Here is a 16644-nt window from a genome sequence, read left to right on the forward strand (position 1 = left end):
GCTGAAGGCATCTAAGCGTGAAGCCCCCCTCAAGATGAGATATCCCATTCTTTAAAGAAGTAAGACCCCTTGAAGACGACGAGGTAGATAGGGCAGAGGTGGAAGTGCAGCAATGTATGTAGCTGACTGCTACTAATCGGTCGAGGGCTTGACCTGAGCACGGAAGTGCAAACGGCGGGTAAGAAAAAGGTTTTTGAGTTTTGTATATGCGGTTTTGAAGGTATATACCTTCGTGATGGCCCAGTGGCTCAGTTGGTTAGAGCGCCGCCCTGTCACGGCGGAGGTCGAGAGTTCGAGTCTCTTCTGGGTCGTTATTTTCTTGAAAAAGAAAATAATAAAATATAATGGGATCTTAGCTCAGCTGGGAGAGCATCTGCCTTACAAGCAGAGGGTCATAGGTTCGAGCCCTATAGGTCCCATTTTTGGACGGTTTCCCGAGTGGCCAAAGGGGACAGACTGTAAATCTGCTGCAAATTGCTTCGGTGGTTCGAATCCACCACCGTCCACTCTAGCTGATAAGATTAGACTTCAAAGTGAATATGCCGATGTGGCTCAATTGGCAGAGCAGCTGATTTGTAATCAGCAGGTTATCGGTTCGAGTCCGATCATCGGCTTTTCAGTAATTATTTTTATTGCTGTTATAAATTAATAACGCGGGGTGGAGCAGTCTGGAAGCTCGTCGGGCTCATAACCCGAAGGTCACAGGTTCAAATCCTGTCCCCGCTACTCAAGTTTTACGCCCAGATAGCTCAGTTGGTAGAGCAGAGGACTGAAAATCCTCGTGTCGCTGGTTCGATTCCGGCTCTGGGCATTTTTATTGCCTATTAGTTTGATAATTGAATATGGAGCATTAGCTCAGTTGGTAGAGCACTTGACTTTTAATCAAGTTGTCCGGGGTTCGAATCCCCGATGCTTCACTACTTTAAAGGTGGCTTAAACCCAGTATTTATAAGGGTTTGAGCCATTTTTGGTTGTCTATAATTGCCTTTCTATGACTGTCCATAAATGGCATTTAAATGTATCATTTTGGTGTCATGGAAGAGGTAATGTATCATTTTCGTATCACATAAATGCGTCTTCTACGGCTCCTGCAGCGTCCTCTTTATCCAAGACAATATGATTGTACACTTCTATTACCATTCGCTCTGTATCACCCAGTAATTCCGCAATTTTTTTAATGCTGACCTTTGGTATTTGGTAACATAGGTTGGTACAATAGTTATGCCTAAACACATGGGCCGTCAGACCGGTTATCTGCTCATCTGATGCCGCTTGCATGTTCTTAATGATCCTGGCCCACATCTTGTCATAGCTACTTTTCGTCATCGGCTCTCCGTTTCTCATTACGAAAAGCTGAGTGCGCCTAAGGGATTTGACATAGTTCTCAATCACCGGAAAGATCATAGACGGTATAGGGACAGTACGATTACCATTGTCCGTCTTCGGCCCTTTTGGTTGGGGTTTGTCATCCACGAACTTATGAGCCTTATTTACTGTCAGGAGATGTCTTTTCAGATCTACGTCAAACTTGGTCAAAGCCAGAGCTTCTCCACGTCGTAGTCCGCATCCAAATAAGATATACACAAATACTTTATCCTGTGTGGATAACTCTGCTTTAAACAGAGCTTTTTGTTCATAATCCATCAGCGGTCGCTTTTCGGTTGGGCGATACTTTATCACGTCCATATTATTACAGATATCCTCAAATACGTTGGCGGCAAAGAGCCGATCAGAGACAGCGGACCGCAGGACCTGCTTAAATGTGATCTGGATCTGCTGCTGAGTACGCTTTTTATCGCTGGTGCTGGTCATCAGCATCTGATAATGCACTCGGCCTATGTCTTGCAGCTTGACGCCTTTTAAAATCACAAAATGCTTGTCTATGATGTTTTTATACATTGCTTGGGTATTGGTCTCTTTGCCGGCCTTGTACACTTGCAACCACGCCTTGGCGTAATCTAAAAATGTTACGTCTGATATACGCAGGTGTTTACGCATCTCCACGTCCTGGGCAAGCTGATTGACCTTGTTTTCGAGGTCTTTACTACTCTTCTTTGACCGCAGCATGATGTAATGTTTTGTGCCGTCATCGTTGTAACTGCCGTCCCAGACGCGTGTTTGAAAGTATCCGTTTTTCTGCTTGGTATATTTTGCTTTTGCCATGATATCATCCTCCTTAAAAATGGGTATAAAAAAGACAGATGGTCTCTTGCCACCTGTCACCGAAGATGATACAATATAAATGGTCATATGTACGTCTCTTCGGAGATATGAGCCGTCCTAGTGTTGGTAGCACTGGGGCGGTTTTTACTATTTGACATTCCAGTATATTTTGTTATAATATACTTAACAAGACAGCCGACAGGTAGGTGCACGCTACCCGTCCCGGCGAATCAGTTTTAAGCTATAGAAATAGCCGTCCACTTTTCTCAGGAGCAGGACGGCTATTTTTTATGTATCTGAACAATCAGTGCGATAATACCTGTTATCATGATAATAAAGGTAAAGAGGTCACTATAAGTCACGTACATAAGCACCACCCCTTTCCGCAAGACTCGGAACGGGATAGAGAGCCGCCTGTTCGGCTGCCTGGGTGAATATATTATTTTGTAAGGCCCATGCTGTTGACGCAGGGGCCGGTTTTTATTTATTTAAATTTTACCGTATGAACTAATTTGTCGATGTAATCAGAGTAATCTTCTCCATTAGATGACTGACTGTATGCTGCAGTGAATATACCATCATCAGTTGAAACAGAGTACATGATACATGAAGCATCTCCCGTTTCATCTTGCATGGTAAAAGTCACTTTGTAGCCTTTTGTGCCATCAATTGTTACTTCTTCTTTCTCGAAATTTTCAGCACCATTTTCAGCAATCCCATCTATATATTCATCGAAAGGCTGGTCGTCGATAAATGCAGTCATTATATAAGACGCATTAGGATCTGCAGTTCCGCCAGGAAAATGGACATTAACATCATTGGAAGTTTCTTCTGCCCATTCTTTAGGTACTTGATAATTAACAGTGCTTAGTTTTCTCTCCACAACCTCTTCTTTGCCGAAAGGCACTTCTTTTCCACAGGAACATAAGCTAATGGAAGCACTCAAAGTTGCTGCCATAAATAATGATACAATCTTTTTCTTCATAAGTATCTCCCCCTTTTAAGGTGTATTTTATTAAAACGCCGTAACGAATTAATCTATTTCAGACGCAATTCAATAAGTTTTACACTGTATCCAGTTATTCTGGATATCTGCTCAAGAGTATATCCTTGATATTCATTAATAAAATCATCAGAAAGCAGAAGGCGAATAGCGAAATCATTGGCTTCTGTTTCATATTTGGAAGTAGTAAAATGTGTACGTGTATCCATGAAAATAGCATTGGCTTTTTTGTGCAAAAACATATGGCCAAGCTCATGTGCACAAACAAAATATTTATCCTGTTCGGGGAGGTTTTCGTCTATGTAAATTATATTATTCCGCTGGTAGTATTGATAAAAACCTCGTACACCACTCAAAGGATATGAGACAAGGATTACATTCATTCCCTGTATCATTTCAAAGGGATTCCTTGTCCGGTATTTTCTGGCAAGGCTGTTAACCTTTTTGTTAATTTCCATAGACAATCAGTCCTTTTTATATTTCTTTGGTGTATATTTTTCCTTGTTCTTTTTCTTGGCCATTTCCATTCCTATCTGCATGGCTGCGACGATTGATTCTACTGCTTCTGGAGTGGCAAAATCTCCGTCAAACATAAGTCCTTCTTGGGTTAGAAGCTGTTTACGGGTTTGTTCTAAAATCTTTTCTATGTCGCGCTCATCTTTTGAAGTTAATTGAATTTCCCTGCCAAGAAGGTAGTCAATAGACACATTAAAATAATCAGCAACTCGTTGAAGTTTATCAGAACTAGGTGAAGATTTTTTCCATCTACTAATAGTCCCATTTCCCAATCCTAATTCTACCTCTAGTTGTGGCAAGCTCATACCTTTCTGATTTGCCAATACGCGTATTTTATCTACTAGTGTCAAAATAGGTAGCTCCTTTCCGTTTTTTAAATTACATGAAAAAAATCATGCAAAACTATTGACAACTAGAAAATTATCATGTATTATGTGTTTGTAACAGAAAACGCATGAAAATAATCTATTCAATTAAGTGATTCGGCAAAATCATTTGAATAGAAGCATGAAAATTTTCGGCTATCTTTATGCCTATATAATAGATTATTTTCATGCAAATGTCAATAGCTATGTGAAAAATCATGCGGAAAGAAGGTGAAAAATTGATTTACGAAAAAATCAAACATCTTTGCTACAAAAGACATATTTCAATCTATAGATTGGAAAAGGATTTGGGGTTTTCAAGTTGTAGCGTATGTAAGTGGAAAAAATCTAAACCAGCTGTCGATAAACTGCAGAAAGTAGCCGATTACTTCGGCGTGCCAATTGAGTATTTCTTGGAAGAGTAGAAGGAGGTGAAGTGACGATGTTAAGAAAAATCTATCAGGAGCTGGTAGCCATAAGAAAAGAACTCCAAGCTATCAGATGTAACTTGGAGTTCCGTGAATTTGCACAGGAAGACAGTAATGGAAAATATATAGAAAAATCAAGAGGAACTGCCAAACCTTAACCAAAGATATTTTCACGAATATATTTCCATTGCTTTTCCGACAACCAACCTTGATAATTGGCCTTTGTTTCAATAACTATAAGCCGGTCATTAGAATCTAAATGAGGGGTGATTTTGTCAGATACCTGTTGAACAGTAAGGTTTGATTTTATAAGGTATGAAGATTTCCAATAAGAACACCAAGCGCCAGTGGAAGCATCTTTAATGGATTGGATAACATCCTCATAATTCTGACCCTTACTATTAAGGTCATAAGTAATCATGTATACAGCCATGTTATTCTCCTTTCTTTCGTACTCGGCGCTGCAACGCCTGTAAGTACATTATAGACAGGAGAGTGTAAGAAAACAAGAGGAGGCATAACAATGGAATTTCCAAAGAAAATCATGTACCAAAAGGAGCTGGTTCAAATGGGATTCCCGGAGAAAATGCTCCGCAGAATCAGCCATGAAAAAGGCCAAAAGGTAGCATATAAGGTCAATCCCAATAACCGTACAAGCCCAACTTTGTTTGACACGGATGAGCTCCAGAAATACCTCATCCGACAGAACCGGGCGGCTGATCTGGCAAGGCAAAGGGGGTGCGTGATGTAATGCATTACACCACAATAAAAGACGCAGCCATATGCACCGCCCTTGCCGCATCAACCGGATGGTGGCAGCCACGGGACGCACCGCAGGCAGTTATGTGCTACATATTTATATTTGTGCTGCTGGTGGTTGGATTTGAGATTGCCAGAGAGTGGGAACTAAGAAATAAAAAACCCCTGGCTCCGGCAAGCAATCAGGGGCACAAAAATAACATTACGTCCTTATTATAGGATAAGACTGGAGGAACGTCAATGGCAAAAACAATAGCAGAATTTGTGATCAGGAGATGGATTGACACAAACTTTTACCCCGGAAGTGTAAAGGTGCTGGTTGAAGGAAACACAGCAAAGATTACGGATAAGAACGGAGATACGGCCGTCCTTATCTATGATAAAGACACAAATGAGGTGTATATGCTGGATGACTGAATTTGAACAATTGGCGGAAGAGATGGAGCCGATATTCAGACAGATCCAGGCGGTAAAGGATCGTCATGGGATAACAAGCCTTACCATAGAGTGCCTACCACTGGTAGATCAGTTTTGGGGCAGTCATGGTGGCAAAGGGGATTTTGTCGCAACTAGGCGCTATCACCACCAAAGAGATATGATCACAAAATTTAAAAAAGTAAAATAAAATGTCCGGAAGTGTGCGAAACTTCCGGACAAGCCATATTTGTTAAAATAATATTGTCTTATTTATTATAGCATGTATGGCACAAAATGGCAACGAAATAATGCGGGGGATTCCCCGCTTTAGACTTGATAAGTTTATTATCTTAAGACTTAGGAGAGAATAATATGCCATACATGAAAATGACATGCAGGGCAGGCAGGACAAAGGAAGTAGCAAAGTATTATACATACTGGCAACAGCCGAAAGGGCGGAAGAGACAGCCAAAAAGGAATAAAACTTCAGAGCGGCAACGGAAGATAAATGACCGCCACTTGGAAAAGAAGCTGACCAGAATATTGAACGCCAATTTTGACAAAGACAGTTGGTATCTGACCTTCTCATACCATAAGGAACTGCGACCTGATGGAGATGGATTGAAAAAGCACAGGAAGAAGCTGCTGGACGACCTTAGGAAGATTTATAAGGCAGAGGGGAAGCCGTTTAAGTATGTAGAAACTGCCGAAGTCGGGAATCGTGGCGGCACTCATATCCATATGGTCGTAAATTCCATTGACATTAGAAAGATAAAGGACCTTTGGAAATATGGATGGGTTGGTGCCAAACCTTTGGATGATTCAGGCCAGTACCGCAAACTGGCAGGATATTTTATCAAATACAGCCAGAAGACCAAAGGAACGGATGGGCAGATCCAGAAGAAGGCGTACAACTGCAGTAGAAACCTGATCCGGCCAAAGCCAACAACGAAGAAAATGAAAGGCAATAAATTTTCACGGGAGATAAAGGTTCCAGAAGGATGGTACCTGGATAAGGATAGCTTACGAGAAGGATTCACCGAGGACGGATACGAGTTCCTGTATTACACATTGATCAAGGAGGGCGGATAAGATGCAGCGGGTAGATATCTATATAGAGACAGACAGTACATCTCCCAGGACACAGGCGCGTAAGTACGGTTATGTCCTGGAGTGTGAGCTTCGCGGCCGCCCAGTGACCAGAGAGGGGTTTGGACAGACAGAGGGTACTTACAACCAATCCGTTCTCACGGCGCTGACAGAGGCACTTGCCCGGATCAAACAGCCCTGTGAAATACATATCCACTCCGGAAATGAGTTTGTACTTAATATGGTGGACAACAACCTGAGTAAGTGGGCAGCAGGTGGATTTTTGTCCGGGAAGGGAAAGCCGGTAGCAAACCGGGAAGAATGGGAAACGATCTGGAATCTGCTGAAAGGCCAGATGACAGTAACAGAACATGGCGGCCACGCCTATTCCGGGTGGCTCAAAAATGAAATGGAGAGGAGAGAACTTGATGTTTGATAAATTTGGAGAATTTAATTCATCTGCCGAAATAAATGAGCTGGCAGAAAATCTCTTTAATGAGGGCGACATGGAGAGTATCAAAGTCATGGCAAAAGAGAACGGGATCCAGGACGAAGTGGTAGAGATGTACCTTCAGGGCGAAGTGCCGGCACTCTGCGATACAGTGACGGCAGCGGTAGGAAAGATAGAAGCTGAGGCGGAGGAGCTGAAACCCCAGGAGATTTTGGAGGATTGGGTGCAGTACATAATAGGACAGTGCATAAAAGATGAACTTATGGCAGCTTATGTGCGAAAAAAAGGCAAGAGCCTGAAAGGGTGTATTGCAGCACTGCTGACCTGGTCATTTTCAAATTGCTATGAAATAGACAAGGACATAATCGCAGAAACGGGGATATTGTCTGGGAAAATACCAATGCCGCCAGCCGGAAAAGGATCCAGCAGGCAAGCAATCACAATGGGAATCCCAGGGATGGGCCGGGCAAAGAAAATCATCCGGGAATATTACATGGGAGGTGGCAAGGAATGAAGCGAACAGCTATTTTAAAGAATACGCCACCATGTGAAAGGCCGGAACAGATTAGCAATGAAGTGCAGGGAGTCAGTCAGATAGTGGAGTTTGGCGGAAAAGAGATCCTGAACATCGACCTGTTCTACATGGGTCACTTGAGGAGCCGGTATTTTGCGGACAAAGAGGAGAAATCCCATGCTGCCTTCGCTGACGGAAAATGGTACTCCTGCATGATCAACAACGTGGCCAGAGTATGCAAAGACCTGGACACTATCAAGGGAGACGGCTATTACTACGGGGATGACTGGGAGTTTGCAACGGAAGAGGATAAAGAAACTGCCTTGAATTATCTGGGTAATTATAATGTGACCAATTTTGAAGTATGTTGCAACCAGGTGAAATACGAAAGAGCCTATCAGAGAAAATGCCGACGCATTGATGAGATGATGGGAAAAATCCCATGTGTGCCGGATGCAATGGAGAACTGGGTGCAGCAGGAAATCTTCCCAGGGAATTACCTTTTTTTCAAAAAAGGCAAAAAACGCACGGATTATGCCTGCACGGCCTGCGGAGGCCGTGGATGGAAAAAGAAAGGCTGGAAACACGGAGAAATGACTGTCTGCCCGAAGTGCGGAGCGATCATCAAAGCATACAGCAGGAAGCAGGAACAGACGGCAAAAGCTCCAGTGATACTCCTTCAGCAGCATGGTGAGGAATGGCTGGAAAGGCAGTTCCGGGCGGTATGCACATGGAAAGCCGGAGAGAAAAAAGAGATTGAACTTTACGAGGAGGTACGGGCCATCATTCCAAAGGGGGAATGCTGGGGAAAGGTATACTATGGAACTGAATCACAAGCAGATGAATTTGCCCAAGACTGGTGGGACAAAAACCAGCTCAATAAGAGGTTTGTGTCCTCATATCTGTATCCGGGAAATCTGGATGAGGTACTGCCATATGGAGATCTGCAGACTAGTGGATTGGATCTCCTGGCCAGGCAGAAAGAAAAGCTGAACGTAAATAAGTTTATCACAACATTCCACCAGCGGCCATGGTTGGAATATATGGCCAAGGCCGGACTCACTAATCTAGTGGCAGACATTGTGGATCGATATGGCTGGTGGGGCAATCCGGAGAGTATCTGTACACATGGACAAAGTTTACAGGCGGCGTTGCAACTGGATGGAAACCGGACAGCAAGGATGAAACAAATCAACGGCGGGCTGAACACGTTGGAGTGGCTGCAGTATGAAGAGGAGATGGAGTTCCTGGAAAAGAAAATAAAAATCACGCAGAAATCCCTGGAATATCTAAACAAAAAGAAAGTAAAAAAAAGCGAATGCGAGGATATTTTGAAAGAATTAAAAAGCGTCAACCGCATGGTCAACTACATGATAAAACAAAAGATAGCCACGAACAGGCTGGCACAGACATGGAGAGACTACCTCCGCATGGCCAGGGATGAGGGGATGGATACTACCGATGATATTGTTCGCCTGCCTAAGGATTTAAAAGCCAGGCACGATCAACTGGTGGAACTGAGAAACGCCAGGCGAGATGCGGAAAGATTAGAGAAAGAAAAAAAGAAGCATCAAGTGCTGGATGAAAGAATCAGGGAGCATCTTCCGGAAGTGAAGAGATATTTCTGGGAGGACGATACATACATGATCATCCCGGCCGGAAGATGTGAGGAACTGGTCACAGAGGGTCGAACGCTTCACCATTGCGTGGGAAGCAGTGATCACTACATGGAGATGATGGCAAAAGGAAAAAGCTGGATACTCTTCTTGAGGAAAAAGGAAAATCTGCATAAAGCGTATTACACCATAGAGATAAGACTGGAAGATGACAGAATTTTACAGTATTATTCCGAGTTTGACCGCAAGCCGGATCAGGCCATCATCAGCAAGGTATTAAATAAATTTAAGAAAAATATAAAACAGCAGCAGGATCCAGTGAGAATCCAGGTGGTTGCTATAGCGTAAATGAAACGGCGACAAATTGTCGCCAGTTGAAAAGGAGAAAAAGATGGAATATACACAATTAACACTGGATGACTGGATGAACATGAAGGAACAATTAAAAAAGGACCTGAACGGAGTGGCAGAAAGCTTTGTGCGTATCGGTTACATGCTCAGAAAGATTGAGGAACAGCAGCTATATCAGAAAGACGGATATGACACCATAGCTGATTTTGCCAGAAAGGAATACGGATTATCCTCATCCACAGTATCGAGATTCATGGCCATAAATGCCAAATACTCTATAGACGGGTATTCAGAGCGCCTACGGCCGGAATTTGCCGGGATCGGCAGCAGTAAACTGGCAGAAATGCTGACACTGCCGGATGGGGACTTAGAGATGATCCGTCCGGAGACAACCCGGGAAACGATAAGAGATTTGAAACAGTTCAATGCCCAGGAACCGGGAGGATCAGGAGATCTCCAGGAATTGATAAAGTCATTCTTTCGGGATAACCCTGGGAAACTTAAAAATCTATATGCAAGTGAGGCATTTGCTACAGGCGATGTGGAGGAAATGGTAGAGCAGGTCAACCCGAGTGGAAACCTGTCATATCGCAAGGGGATACACTTCCTGATGATGTACGGCCCGAGTGAGGGCTTGAAGATCAAGAAGTTTGGACAGCCAAAACCAGAAGATATGTCATGGGCAGATTTCTTTTTCCTGACAAGAGATATCTTCGGAGAAGAGCTGCCAGAAGAGGAGCCACAAATACCGGGACAGATGGCGATACCGGATGATTACCCAGAAACTGCACCAATTGCGCCGGCGCAAAACCCAGAAACCCGCAAAAATACTATAAGCGAGCCGGACCATGAGGATATGACGAACAGGCAGCAGGAAGCCGGAAAAACACAAGAATCACAGCCAGAAAACCCGGATATCCGAACAGAAGAGGATACGGTTTTCACGGGGAAAATACAAAATAAAGAATCAGAAGTTGCGCCAGCGCAAGAAAATCCCCCTGAAATGCCGGAAACCCGCATAAATACTATATGCGAAGAGGATAGGGGGCAGCAGGATATTGCCGAGGCCATGAACCCGCCGGAAGTACAGGCGGAACAGTATACGGCCAGAAAGGATTACCTGGATACCCTGACCGTGTACGGAGCTGCTGAATATCTGTTCAAATATCTGAAGCCGGAGATATTAAATAGCCAGACAGCATTAGAATACTGGCTGATGAAAGAAGTAGATGTGAAAGGAAGGGAAGAAGATGAAGAGTGAAAAAAATGAAATGCAGGAAGTCATACTGCCAATGATGGAACACATCTGTGACAATCTTTGCGTGCATACTAAGCGAACGGATATAGCGGAAGAGGAACTGAAAGATATCTGCGCTGACTGTGAAATGGGCCAGTATGTGGCTGATATCCTGAATACATATGATAGATTGAACGGCCGGACTGATGAAACAAAATCAAGAATTGTCTGGTGTGAGGATTGTGAATACTGTTTTTATCAAAAATTAACTAATACCTATTGGTGCAGGTTATGCAGCGGGATTGACGGGGATTTGGAGCCGTGGGACGGATGTACACGGGGAAAGAGGAGGAAAGAGGTATGAAAATAAGAGTAACAACAGAAGGAAAGAGTGTAATGGTGGACATGGAACCAAAGCTGGCAGACAAGGTGTTTAAAGCACTTGTGCTGCAGCTCCTGCAGGCTGGGGGGGATAGAGAACAGCTTTCTGCGCCACACCCTTTAAAGCCAGTGGAAATCCCACCTGAATCCGAGGCAGGACCAGAAAAGGACTATGAAAAACTGGATGGGCTGCACCAGTACAAAGGTTTTTTCTATACGATATGCCCGGAATGTGGAAATATCAGGGGGTTTTGCAGCAAGAAAGAGATTGAAGGGTTCCATTGCTTTAAATGTGGGGCGGATATCCCATTTACGGAAGAACTATTGCCCTTGCATGTGAACTGTGAATGTGGGCATCATTTTAAGTATATGACCAACATGAAAGAGAAGATGTTTGATATTAACTGTATAGAATGCGGTAATCCGGTTGCTGTCAGGTACAATGACAAGCGGAATTCTTATGAAACGATATGAGGAAGAAAATATGATAAAGACGAAGATAGTGAATAGTATTGCAGAGGTAGATTTTGACGGTATAAGACAGCCTATGATAGCTATATATGACCATCCGGATGATTTTCCGAATAAGGTAGTGGCCAGAATCTGGGATATGGACAAGCCGACGGACACGATAATGATTGCTGACACGGCGGAAGAACTGGGAAAGGACATACACCGGCATACAGGCACGGTTTTCTTTCGACGTGGGGCGGAAGATGTGCCTTGTCTTTTAGGGGTATGGGTGTAGGAGAAAATATGTTTAAAACAAGCGCTTATGACGCCATCAAAGTGAAAGGATACGATGGAAACTACTATACAATAAATATAAGCAAGCGAACAAGGAGCAGGGATGATTTAATACATATGGAAAATGAAGTTTTCGATACAATTTAAGTCTACCCTGCTGATGACCGGAGTGTTGAAAAAGTTGTTAATGATTGGAACAGGAGGAAGCAGGACAAGCGAGCCACGACCGATGCCGACGGATTTATGAATCTCACGGACGGGATTGACAAAGAATTGCCGTTTGACTGAGCAGGAGGGGACCATGGATGATTTAGAACATATGAATGATCTGGGATACATGGATAGAAAACTATGGAAAATAACTGTATTTCAGAACCAAGTGGACGAATGGAGAAAGAATTTTCACCAGTGGTACAAAGACGAAATAAAGAAAAAACCAGAAGAAAGGAATGGATGGAGTGGGAGGATTGATGTTTCCAAAGCAAAAACGAAGAAAGAAAAGAATGAAACATCCGGACAGTATCCTGCACAGCAAAGAAAATAGAACATGCTTTCTTTGCATGAAACTGCACGGTGATTGCAGAAAATTCCCTTATTTGGAGGCCCATCATGTTTTCGGCGGTGCCAATCGGAAAAAATCAGAGAATTATGGTCTGAAAGTGTACTTATGCCTGGAACATCACAGGGAAGGCCCGGAAGCTGTACACCGGAACCATGACATGATGCGCCTTGTGCAGCAGGAGGGGCAACGAGCATTCCACCTGGTATATCCAGAAATTGATTTCAGAAAAGAGTTTGGAAAAAACTATTTAGGGGAGGACAAGCCATGCTGAGATTAGTGAGTGCGGATGCTGTTAAAGATATTATATGCCACTACGAAAACCGGAACATACAGAAAACGATGGTCTATGAAATTGAGAAATTGACTGGTGTAGTCGCAACGGATGAACAGTTGCTCGAAATTTTGGGAAATGATGATATTAAGATGGAGGACGAGCCATGAATGAACCAAAATATAAAACCTGTATGCATAGTCAGAAGGTGGGACAGATTGCCGTATTAGTTGGTCCTGGATGCCCAAGGGCAACATTGATAAAAGGGATTCTAGTCAGCAGTAAACAGCGGTGTGAAACATGTAGGAGCTGGAAGGAGAGAAAATAATAATGACGAAAGCTAAATGGACGAAAAATAATGAAATAGGCTCGTGAGGAGTGAGATTACCAAAATAAGAAATGTTGAATTATGAGGTGAGGGCAATGACAGAACGGGAATTCTTACAAATCCACAGAAACAACATGGAGCTTACAAGCCTTCAGGCGAAGTATGACAAGATAGTTGGCGGCTCACTTGTCCTTGGTAAAGAGATAAGCGGGATGCCCTATGTTGGGCGGGTGTTTGACACTTCGATGAGTAAAACAGAAGAAAGAGTAGACATAGAAATACAGTACAAGGACCTGTATTACCGAAACCAGCTATTGATCAACAAAGCCAGGGACTATATTGCAGAACTCCCAGACATGACTTTGAGAATGATACTGACCCTGAAATACATAAACGGAATGATGACTTATGACGTGGCAGCGGCTATTGGGATATCAGAAAAAATGTGTCAGCGGATTTTAAAGGTACATTTTTCCAATGTATTCTAGTCATTATATTTGTTCTAAAACATACTTGACATTTTATGTATTGACAGGTATACTCAAAGAATAGAAGTATATAAAAAAACAAAGAACACCTGGTTAGCGAGGATGCTGGCTGGGTGTTTTTGCGTAGAAAGGAGAATAGTCTATGGAAAGTAGATCAGCGATATTGCATGAGTGCAGTAAGGAAATGTGCAGCAAGTGTTCAAACCTATGTATAGCGAGGAAATTTATAGAGAAGCCAAGGAATGCGGAAAGCAGATGTAGTAATGCACTTGTTATCAAAAAGGAAGACGTGCTTATTCTAAGAACAGATATGAAAATGGCAGAGGAATACATTGAGGAGCAGCAGGAGGTTTTATCTAAGAGGATAGGGTGTAAAGTTAAAATCATTGACTCCGCGTATGAGATAGAAGGAGTGATGCGGTAAATGGCAAGAGAGTTCGCCAAGCCATTTTATAACAGTGGCAGATGGAAGAAATGCAGAGCCGCCTACATAAAGCATCGCAAGTCTGTTGATGGAGGATTATGTGAGACATGCCATGACAGCCCAGGCTACATAGTTCATCATAAAGTGGAACTGAATCCAGATAACATCAATGACCCAGACATTGCTCTGGGTTTTTCTAATCTAAAATATGATTGCCATATCTGTCACCAGAAGGAGAACATGAAGGACGGACCGGCAGCAGGATTGACGCAGTATGATTTCAGTCCGGAGGGAGATTTGATGCCCAGACTCCCCCCCTGATTGAGGTCATATTTTTGATTACGGAAAACCAGACGTCTACCTCCATGTAATGCACGGGTTATCGTAAAGGGGGTGTGGTATATATGATAAATTACGATGATTTTGAAGAAGAAGCGCTAAAAAGAGAAGCTGAATATGACAGTATTTCCGGGTATTTGGAGAAGAAAAAGCGGATTGAGAAAGAGGAAAGAAGACTTAAAAGGTTATTCTCAAAAATAGACGAAAATAAGAAAAAATTGGTATTTGCCACCATAGAAGACGTGGCGTTTATGACTATTACCATGCAGGACTTAAGAGAGCAGATTGTGCGGGAAGGAACTACGGTAGAATACAAGAACGGTGAGAACCAGTATGGTACGAAGCAAAGTCCAGACGCGCAGCTATATCTCCAGATGTCTCAGAAACAGACACAGGCAATGAAGATCCTGGTTGATTGTCTTCCAAAAACAGAAAAAGTGGCGATACAGAAGAACGATGGATTTGAGGATTTTGTAAATGGCCGGGATGATTAAATACCCTTTAGCATATAACCCCATTCTGGAATATTGGGAAAAGATACAGGATAAAGAGATTCGTGTTTCGGATAAAGTATTCAGGACCTATAAAAAAGTCGTAAAGGATATTGTAGAGCCGGGAGAATATTTTTACAGTGCAAAACGAGCCAACCATATACTTGAATTTGCAGAGAACTACTGCCGCCACTCAAAAGGAAAGTTTGGCGGTAAGCCAGTACAATTAGAGTTATGGGAGAAAGCACATCTGGCAACTGTATTTGGTTTTGTCGACATCGAGGGAAACCGGAAATACCGGGAATCGCTCCTGATCGTGGGAAAGAAAAACGGTAAATCCCTTCTGGCATCCGTCGTAGGATTGTATATGCTGACGGCAGACGGAGAAATGGGACCAGAAGTCTATGCGGTTGCTACCAAAAAAGACCAGAGTAAAATTATATGGCTGGAGTCTAAGCGGATGGTCAGAAAATCACCTTCTCTTTCAAAAAGGGTGCGGTCCCTGGTGGCAGAGCTGGACACGGATTTCAACGATGGAGTCTTTAAGCCTTTGGCATCTGACAGCGATACTCTGGACGGTCTCAACATCCATTGCGTCTTGATGGATGAGATACACCAGTGGAAACAGGGGAAAGCTCTTTACGATATCATGGCAGATGGCACGTCGGCCAGGGAGCAGCCCCTGGTATACATCACTTCGACTGCGGGCACGATCCGGGAAGACATTTATGATCAGAAATATGAAGAGGCTGAAATGGTCATCAATGGTTACGAAGATCCGGATGGATACAAAGACGAACACTTTATTGCTTTTATCTATGAACTGGACAACCGGAAGGAATGGACAGATGAGACATGTTGGGAGAAAGCAAACCCAGGCCTTGGGACCATAAAGAACCGGAATACCCTGAAAGATAAAGTGGAGAAGGCAAAAAAGAATCCTCTACTGGTGAAAAATCTGCTCTGCAAAGAGTTTAATATCCGTGAAACATCATCCGAAGCCTGGCTGACTTTTGAACAGGCCAATAATACGGCTGTATTTGATATCAGGGAGTTGAAGCCAAGATATGGCATCGGTGGCGTGGATCTATCTGCTACCACAGACTTGACAGCGGCAAAAGTGTTATTTAAGGTGCCGGAAGATGAACATATCTATGTAATGTCTATGTATTGGATACCGGAGGACCTGGTGGAAAAGAGGGTGCAGGAAGACAAAATTCCATACGATGTGTGGATCGAAAAAGGGTATGTGCGGACTTGTCCGGGAAATAAGATATCGTACCGGGATGTAAAATCCTGGTTTGTGGAGGTACAGCAGGAACATGACATATATCTGAACCTGATAGGATACGATTCCTGGTCTGCAGTCTATTTTGTGGAGGACATGCAGGATTATTTTGGGAAATCCAGTATGGTACCGGTCATCCAGGGCAAAAAAACCTTGTCGCAGCCCATGAAAGCCCTGGGAGCCGATCTGGAAAACAACCTGATCGTCTACAACAATAATCCGGTGGATAAGTGGTGCCTCTGCAATACAGCAGTGGATGTGGATAAGAATGATAACATCCAGCCGATCAAGGGCAGTAAGCCCCGAAGGAGGATTGATGGTACAGCGGCTCTGCTGGATGCCTATGTAGTGTTACAGAATAACATGAATGATTATATGAGTCTGATATGACGCCTTTACCGGGCGTTATTTTTATG

General features: G+C 43.2%; 27 protein-coding genes, 7 tRNA genes and 1 rRNA gene. 30 read left to right on the plus strand and 5 right to left on the minus strand.

What is annotated here, in order from left to right:
- From MUB35_RS28255 to MUB35_RS28290, 8 genes are all read left to right on the plus strand, one after another.
- A 23S ribosomal RNA gene (locus tag MUB35_RS28255) occupies positions 1–156 on the plus strand; the annotation flags it as partial.
- Positions 157–237: 81 nt separating this feature from the next.
- Positions 238–311, plus strand: a tRNA-Asp gene (locus MUB35_RS28260).
- Between the two features lie 35 nt (positions 312–346).
- A tRNA-Val gene (locus MUB35_RS28265) sits at positions 347–419 on the plus strand.
- 5 nt (positions 420–424) lie between these two features.
- Positions 425–506 (plus strand) — tRNA-Tyr (locus MUB35_RS28270).
- A 35-nt stretch (positions 507–541) separates the two neighbouring features.
- Positions 542–614: transfer RNA gene (locus MUB35_RS28275), tRNA-Thr, on the plus strand.
- A 38-nt stretch (positions 615–652) separates the two neighbouring features.
- Positions 653–726: transfer RNA gene (locus MUB35_RS28280), tRNA-Met, on the plus strand.
- A 12-nt stretch (positions 727–738) separates the two neighbouring features.
- Positions 739–811 (plus strand) — tRNA-Phe (locus MUB35_RS28285).
- A 33-nt stretch (positions 812–844) separates the two neighbouring features.
- A tRNA-Lys gene (locus MUB35_RS28290) sits at positions 845–917 on the plus strand.
- 145 nt (positions 918–1062) lie between these two features.
- Here the strand turns inward: MUB35_RS28290 and MUB35_RS28295 are convergent.
- From MUB35_RS28295 to MUB35_RS28310, 4 genes are all read right to left on the minus strand, one after another.
- Entirely contained in the window at positions 1063–2163 is a 1101-nt protein-coding gene (locus tag MUB35_RS28295; protein WP_103733252.1) for a tyrosine-type recombinase/integrase, read from the minus strand.
- Between the two features lie 484 nt (positions 2164–2647).
- Positions 2648–3148: a hypothetical protein gene (locus MUB35_RS28300; protein ID WP_244807226.1), complete on the minus strand. Its 501-nt coding sequence runs from the start codon at positions 3146–3148 to the stop codon at positions 2648–2650.
- A 53-nt stretch (positions 3149–3201) separates the two neighbouring features.
- On the minus strand, positions 3202–3624 hold the full coding sequence (locus MUB35_RS28305; protein WP_118743419.1) for an ImmA/IrrE family metallo-endopeptidase: 423 nt from the start codon (positions 3622–3624) through the stop codon (positions 3202–3204).
- A 6-nt stretch (positions 3625–3630) separates the two neighbouring features.
- Positions 3631–4032: a helix-turn-helix domain-containing protein gene (locus MUB35_RS28310; protein WP_244807227.1), complete on the minus strand. Its 402-nt coding sequence runs from the start codon at positions 4030–4032 to the stop codon at positions 3631–3633.
- Positions 4033–4265: 233 nt separating this feature from the next.
- On the opposite strand from MUB35_RS28310, the gene MUB35_RS31095 reads away from it, so the two are divergent.
- Positions 4266–4472 carry a helix-turn-helix domain-containing protein gene (locus MUB35_RS31095; RefSeq protein WP_244807228.1) on the plus strand — a complete coding sequence of 69 codons (207 nt, stop codon included), beginning with the start codon at positions 4266–4268 and terminating at the stop codon, positions 4470–4472.
- Positions 4473–4489: 17 nt separating this feature from the next.
- The gene (locus MUB35_RS28320) at positions 4490–4633 is read left to right on the plus strand and encodes a hypothetical protein (RefSeq protein ID WP_156120892.1); all 144 of its coding nucleotides are present in this window, start codon (positions 4490–4492) and stop codon (positions 4631–4633) included.
- Here MUB35_RS28320 and MUB35_RS28325 read toward each other — a convergent pair.
- The gene (locus tag MUB35_RS28325) at positions 4630–4908 is read right to left on the minus strand and encodes a hypothetical protein (RefSeq protein ID WP_033143153.1); all 279 of its coding nucleotides are present in this window, start codon (positions 4906–4908) and stop codon (positions 4630–4632) included. The two genes, MUB35_RS28320 and MUB35_RS28325, sit on opposite strands and share 4 nt — an antisense overlap.
- A 90-nt stretch (positions 4909–4998) precedes the next feature.
- Here MUB35_RS28325 and MUB35_RS28330 point away from each other — a divergent pair, with 90 nt between their 5' ends.
- The 20 genes from MUB35_RS28330 (at position 4999) to MUB35_RS28425 (ending at position 16618) form a co-directional block, all read left to right on the plus strand.
- Positions 4999–5226, plus strand: coding sequence for a hypothetical protein (locus MUB35_RS28330; RefSeq protein WP_148394062.1), 228 nt, complete (start codon positions 4999–5001; stop codon positions 5224–5226).
- Positions 5226–5453, plus strand: coding sequence for a hypothetical protein (locus MUB35_RS28335; protein ID WP_244807229.1), 228 nt, complete (start codon positions 5226–5228; stop codon positions 5451–5453). Before MUB35_RS28330 ends, MUB35_RS28335 begins: the two co-directional genes overlap by 1 nt.
- Positions 5454–5474: 21 nt before the next feature.
- Positions 5475–5651, plus strand: a complete 177-nt coding sequence (locus MUB35_RS28340) for a hypothetical protein (RefSeq protein WP_171285546.1) — start codon at positions 5475–5477, stop codon at positions 5649–5651.
- Positions 5644–5859 (plus strand): hypothetical protein, encoded by a 216-nt coding sequence (locus MUB35_RS28345; protein WP_244807230.1) that lies wholly within the window; start codon positions 5644–5646, stop codon positions 5857–5859. The genes MUB35_RS28340 and MUB35_RS28345 overlap by 8 nt, the downstream gene beginning before the upstream one ends.
- Positions 5860–6023: 164 nt before the next feature.
- Complete coding sequence (locus tag MUB35_RS28350; protein ID WP_244807231.1) at positions 6024–6743, plus strand: rolling circle replication-associated protein; 720 nt, start codon at positions 6024–6026, stop codon at positions 6741–6743.
- A gap of 1 nt (position 6744) precedes the next feature.
- On the plus strand, positions 6745–7176 hold the full coding sequence (locus tag MUB35_RS28355) for an RNase H family protein (protein WP_244807232.1): 432 nt from the start codon (positions 6745–6747) through the stop codon (positions 7174–7176).
- Complete coding sequence (locus MUB35_RS28360) at positions 7169–7705, plus strand: hypothetical protein (RefSeq protein WP_244807233.1); 537 nt, start codon at positions 7169–7171, stop codon at positions 7703–7705. Before MUB35_RS28355 ends, MUB35_RS28360 begins: the two co-directional genes overlap by 8 nt.
- Complete coding sequence (locus MUB35_RS28365) at positions 7702–9669, plus strand: PcfJ domain-containing protein (protein ID WP_244807234.1); 1968 nt, start codon at positions 7702–7704, stop codon at positions 9667–9669. Before MUB35_RS28360 ends, MUB35_RS28365 begins: the two co-directional genes overlap by 4 nt.
- 43 nt (positions 9670–9712) lie before the next feature.
- Complete coding sequence (locus MUB35_RS28370; RefSeq protein WP_244807235.1) at positions 9713–10933, plus strand: hypothetical protein; 1221 nt, start codon at positions 9713–9715, stop codon at positions 10931–10933.
- On the plus strand, positions 10923–11273 hold the full coding sequence (locus tag MUB35_RS28375; RefSeq protein WP_171285551.1) for a hypothetical protein: 351 nt from the start codon (positions 10923–10925) through the stop codon (positions 11271–11273). The genes MUB35_RS28370 and MUB35_RS28375 overlap by 11 nt, the downstream gene beginning before the upstream one ends.
- Positions 11270–11764, plus strand: a complete 495-nt coding sequence (locus tag MUB35_RS28380) for a hypothetical protein (protein ID WP_244807236.1) — start codon at positions 11270–11272, stop codon at positions 11762–11764. The genes MUB35_RS28375 and MUB35_RS28380 overlap by 4 nt, the downstream gene beginning before the upstream one ends.
- A 10-nt stretch (positions 11765–11774) precedes the next feature.
- A complete protein-coding gene (locus tag MUB35_RS28385) occupies positions 11775–12038 on the plus strand; it encodes a hypothetical protein (RefSeq protein WP_244807237.1) in 264 nt (87 codons plus the stop codon).
- 300 nt (positions 12039–12338) lie between these two features.
- Entirely contained in the window at positions 12339–12581 is a 243-nt protein-coding gene (locus MUB35_RS28390) for a hypothetical protein (RefSeq protein ID WP_244807238.1), read from the plus strand.
- Positions 12582–12597: 16 nt separating this feature from the next.
- Positions 12598–12870, plus strand: coding sequence for a hypothetical protein (locus MUB35_RS28395; protein ID WP_244807239.1), 273 nt, complete (start codon positions 12598–12600; stop codon positions 12868–12870).
- Positions 12864–13040 (plus strand): hypothetical protein, encoded by a 177-nt coding sequence (locus MUB35_RS28400; RefSeq protein ID WP_244807240.1) that lies wholly within the window; start codon positions 12864–12866, stop codon positions 13038–13040. The genes MUB35_RS28395 and MUB35_RS28400 overlap by 7 nt, the downstream gene beginning before the upstream one ends.
- A 253-nt stretch (positions 13041–13293) precedes the next feature.
- On the plus strand, positions 13294–13686 hold the full coding sequence (locus tag MUB35_RS28405) for a hypothetical protein (protein WP_244807241.1): 393 nt from the start codon (positions 13294–13296) through the stop codon (positions 13684–13686).
- A gap of 142 nt (positions 13687–13828) precedes the next feature.
- A complete protein-coding gene (locus tag MUB35_RS28410) occupies positions 13829–14110 on the plus strand; it encodes a hypothetical protein (protein ID WP_244807242.1) in 282 nt (93 codons plus the stop codon).
- The gene (locus tag MUB35_RS28415) at positions 14111–14431 is read left to right on the plus strand and encodes a hypothetical protein (protein WP_244807243.1); all 321 of its coding nucleotides are present in this window, start codon (positions 14111–14113) and stop codon (positions 14429–14431) included. It begins immediately after the preceding gene.
- 83 nt (positions 14432–14514) lie between these two features.
- Positions 14515–14943, plus strand: coding sequence for a hypothetical protein (locus MUB35_RS28420; protein ID WP_244807244.1), 429 nt, complete (start codon positions 14515–14517; stop codon positions 14941–14943).
- Entirely contained in the window at positions 14927–16618 is a 1692-nt protein-coding gene (locus MUB35_RS28425; RefSeq protein ID WP_244807245.1) for a terminase large subunit, read from the plus strand. The genes MUB35_RS28420 and MUB35_RS28425 overlap by 17 nt, the downstream gene beginning before the upstream one ends.
- Positions 16619–16644: the final 26 nt, after the last annotated feature.

Origin of the sequence: Blautia sp. NSJ-175 (assembly GCF_022867815.1) — a bacterium.
Lineage (GTDB): Bacteria > Bacillota > Clostridia > Lachnospirales > Lachnospiraceae > Blautia > Blautia celeris.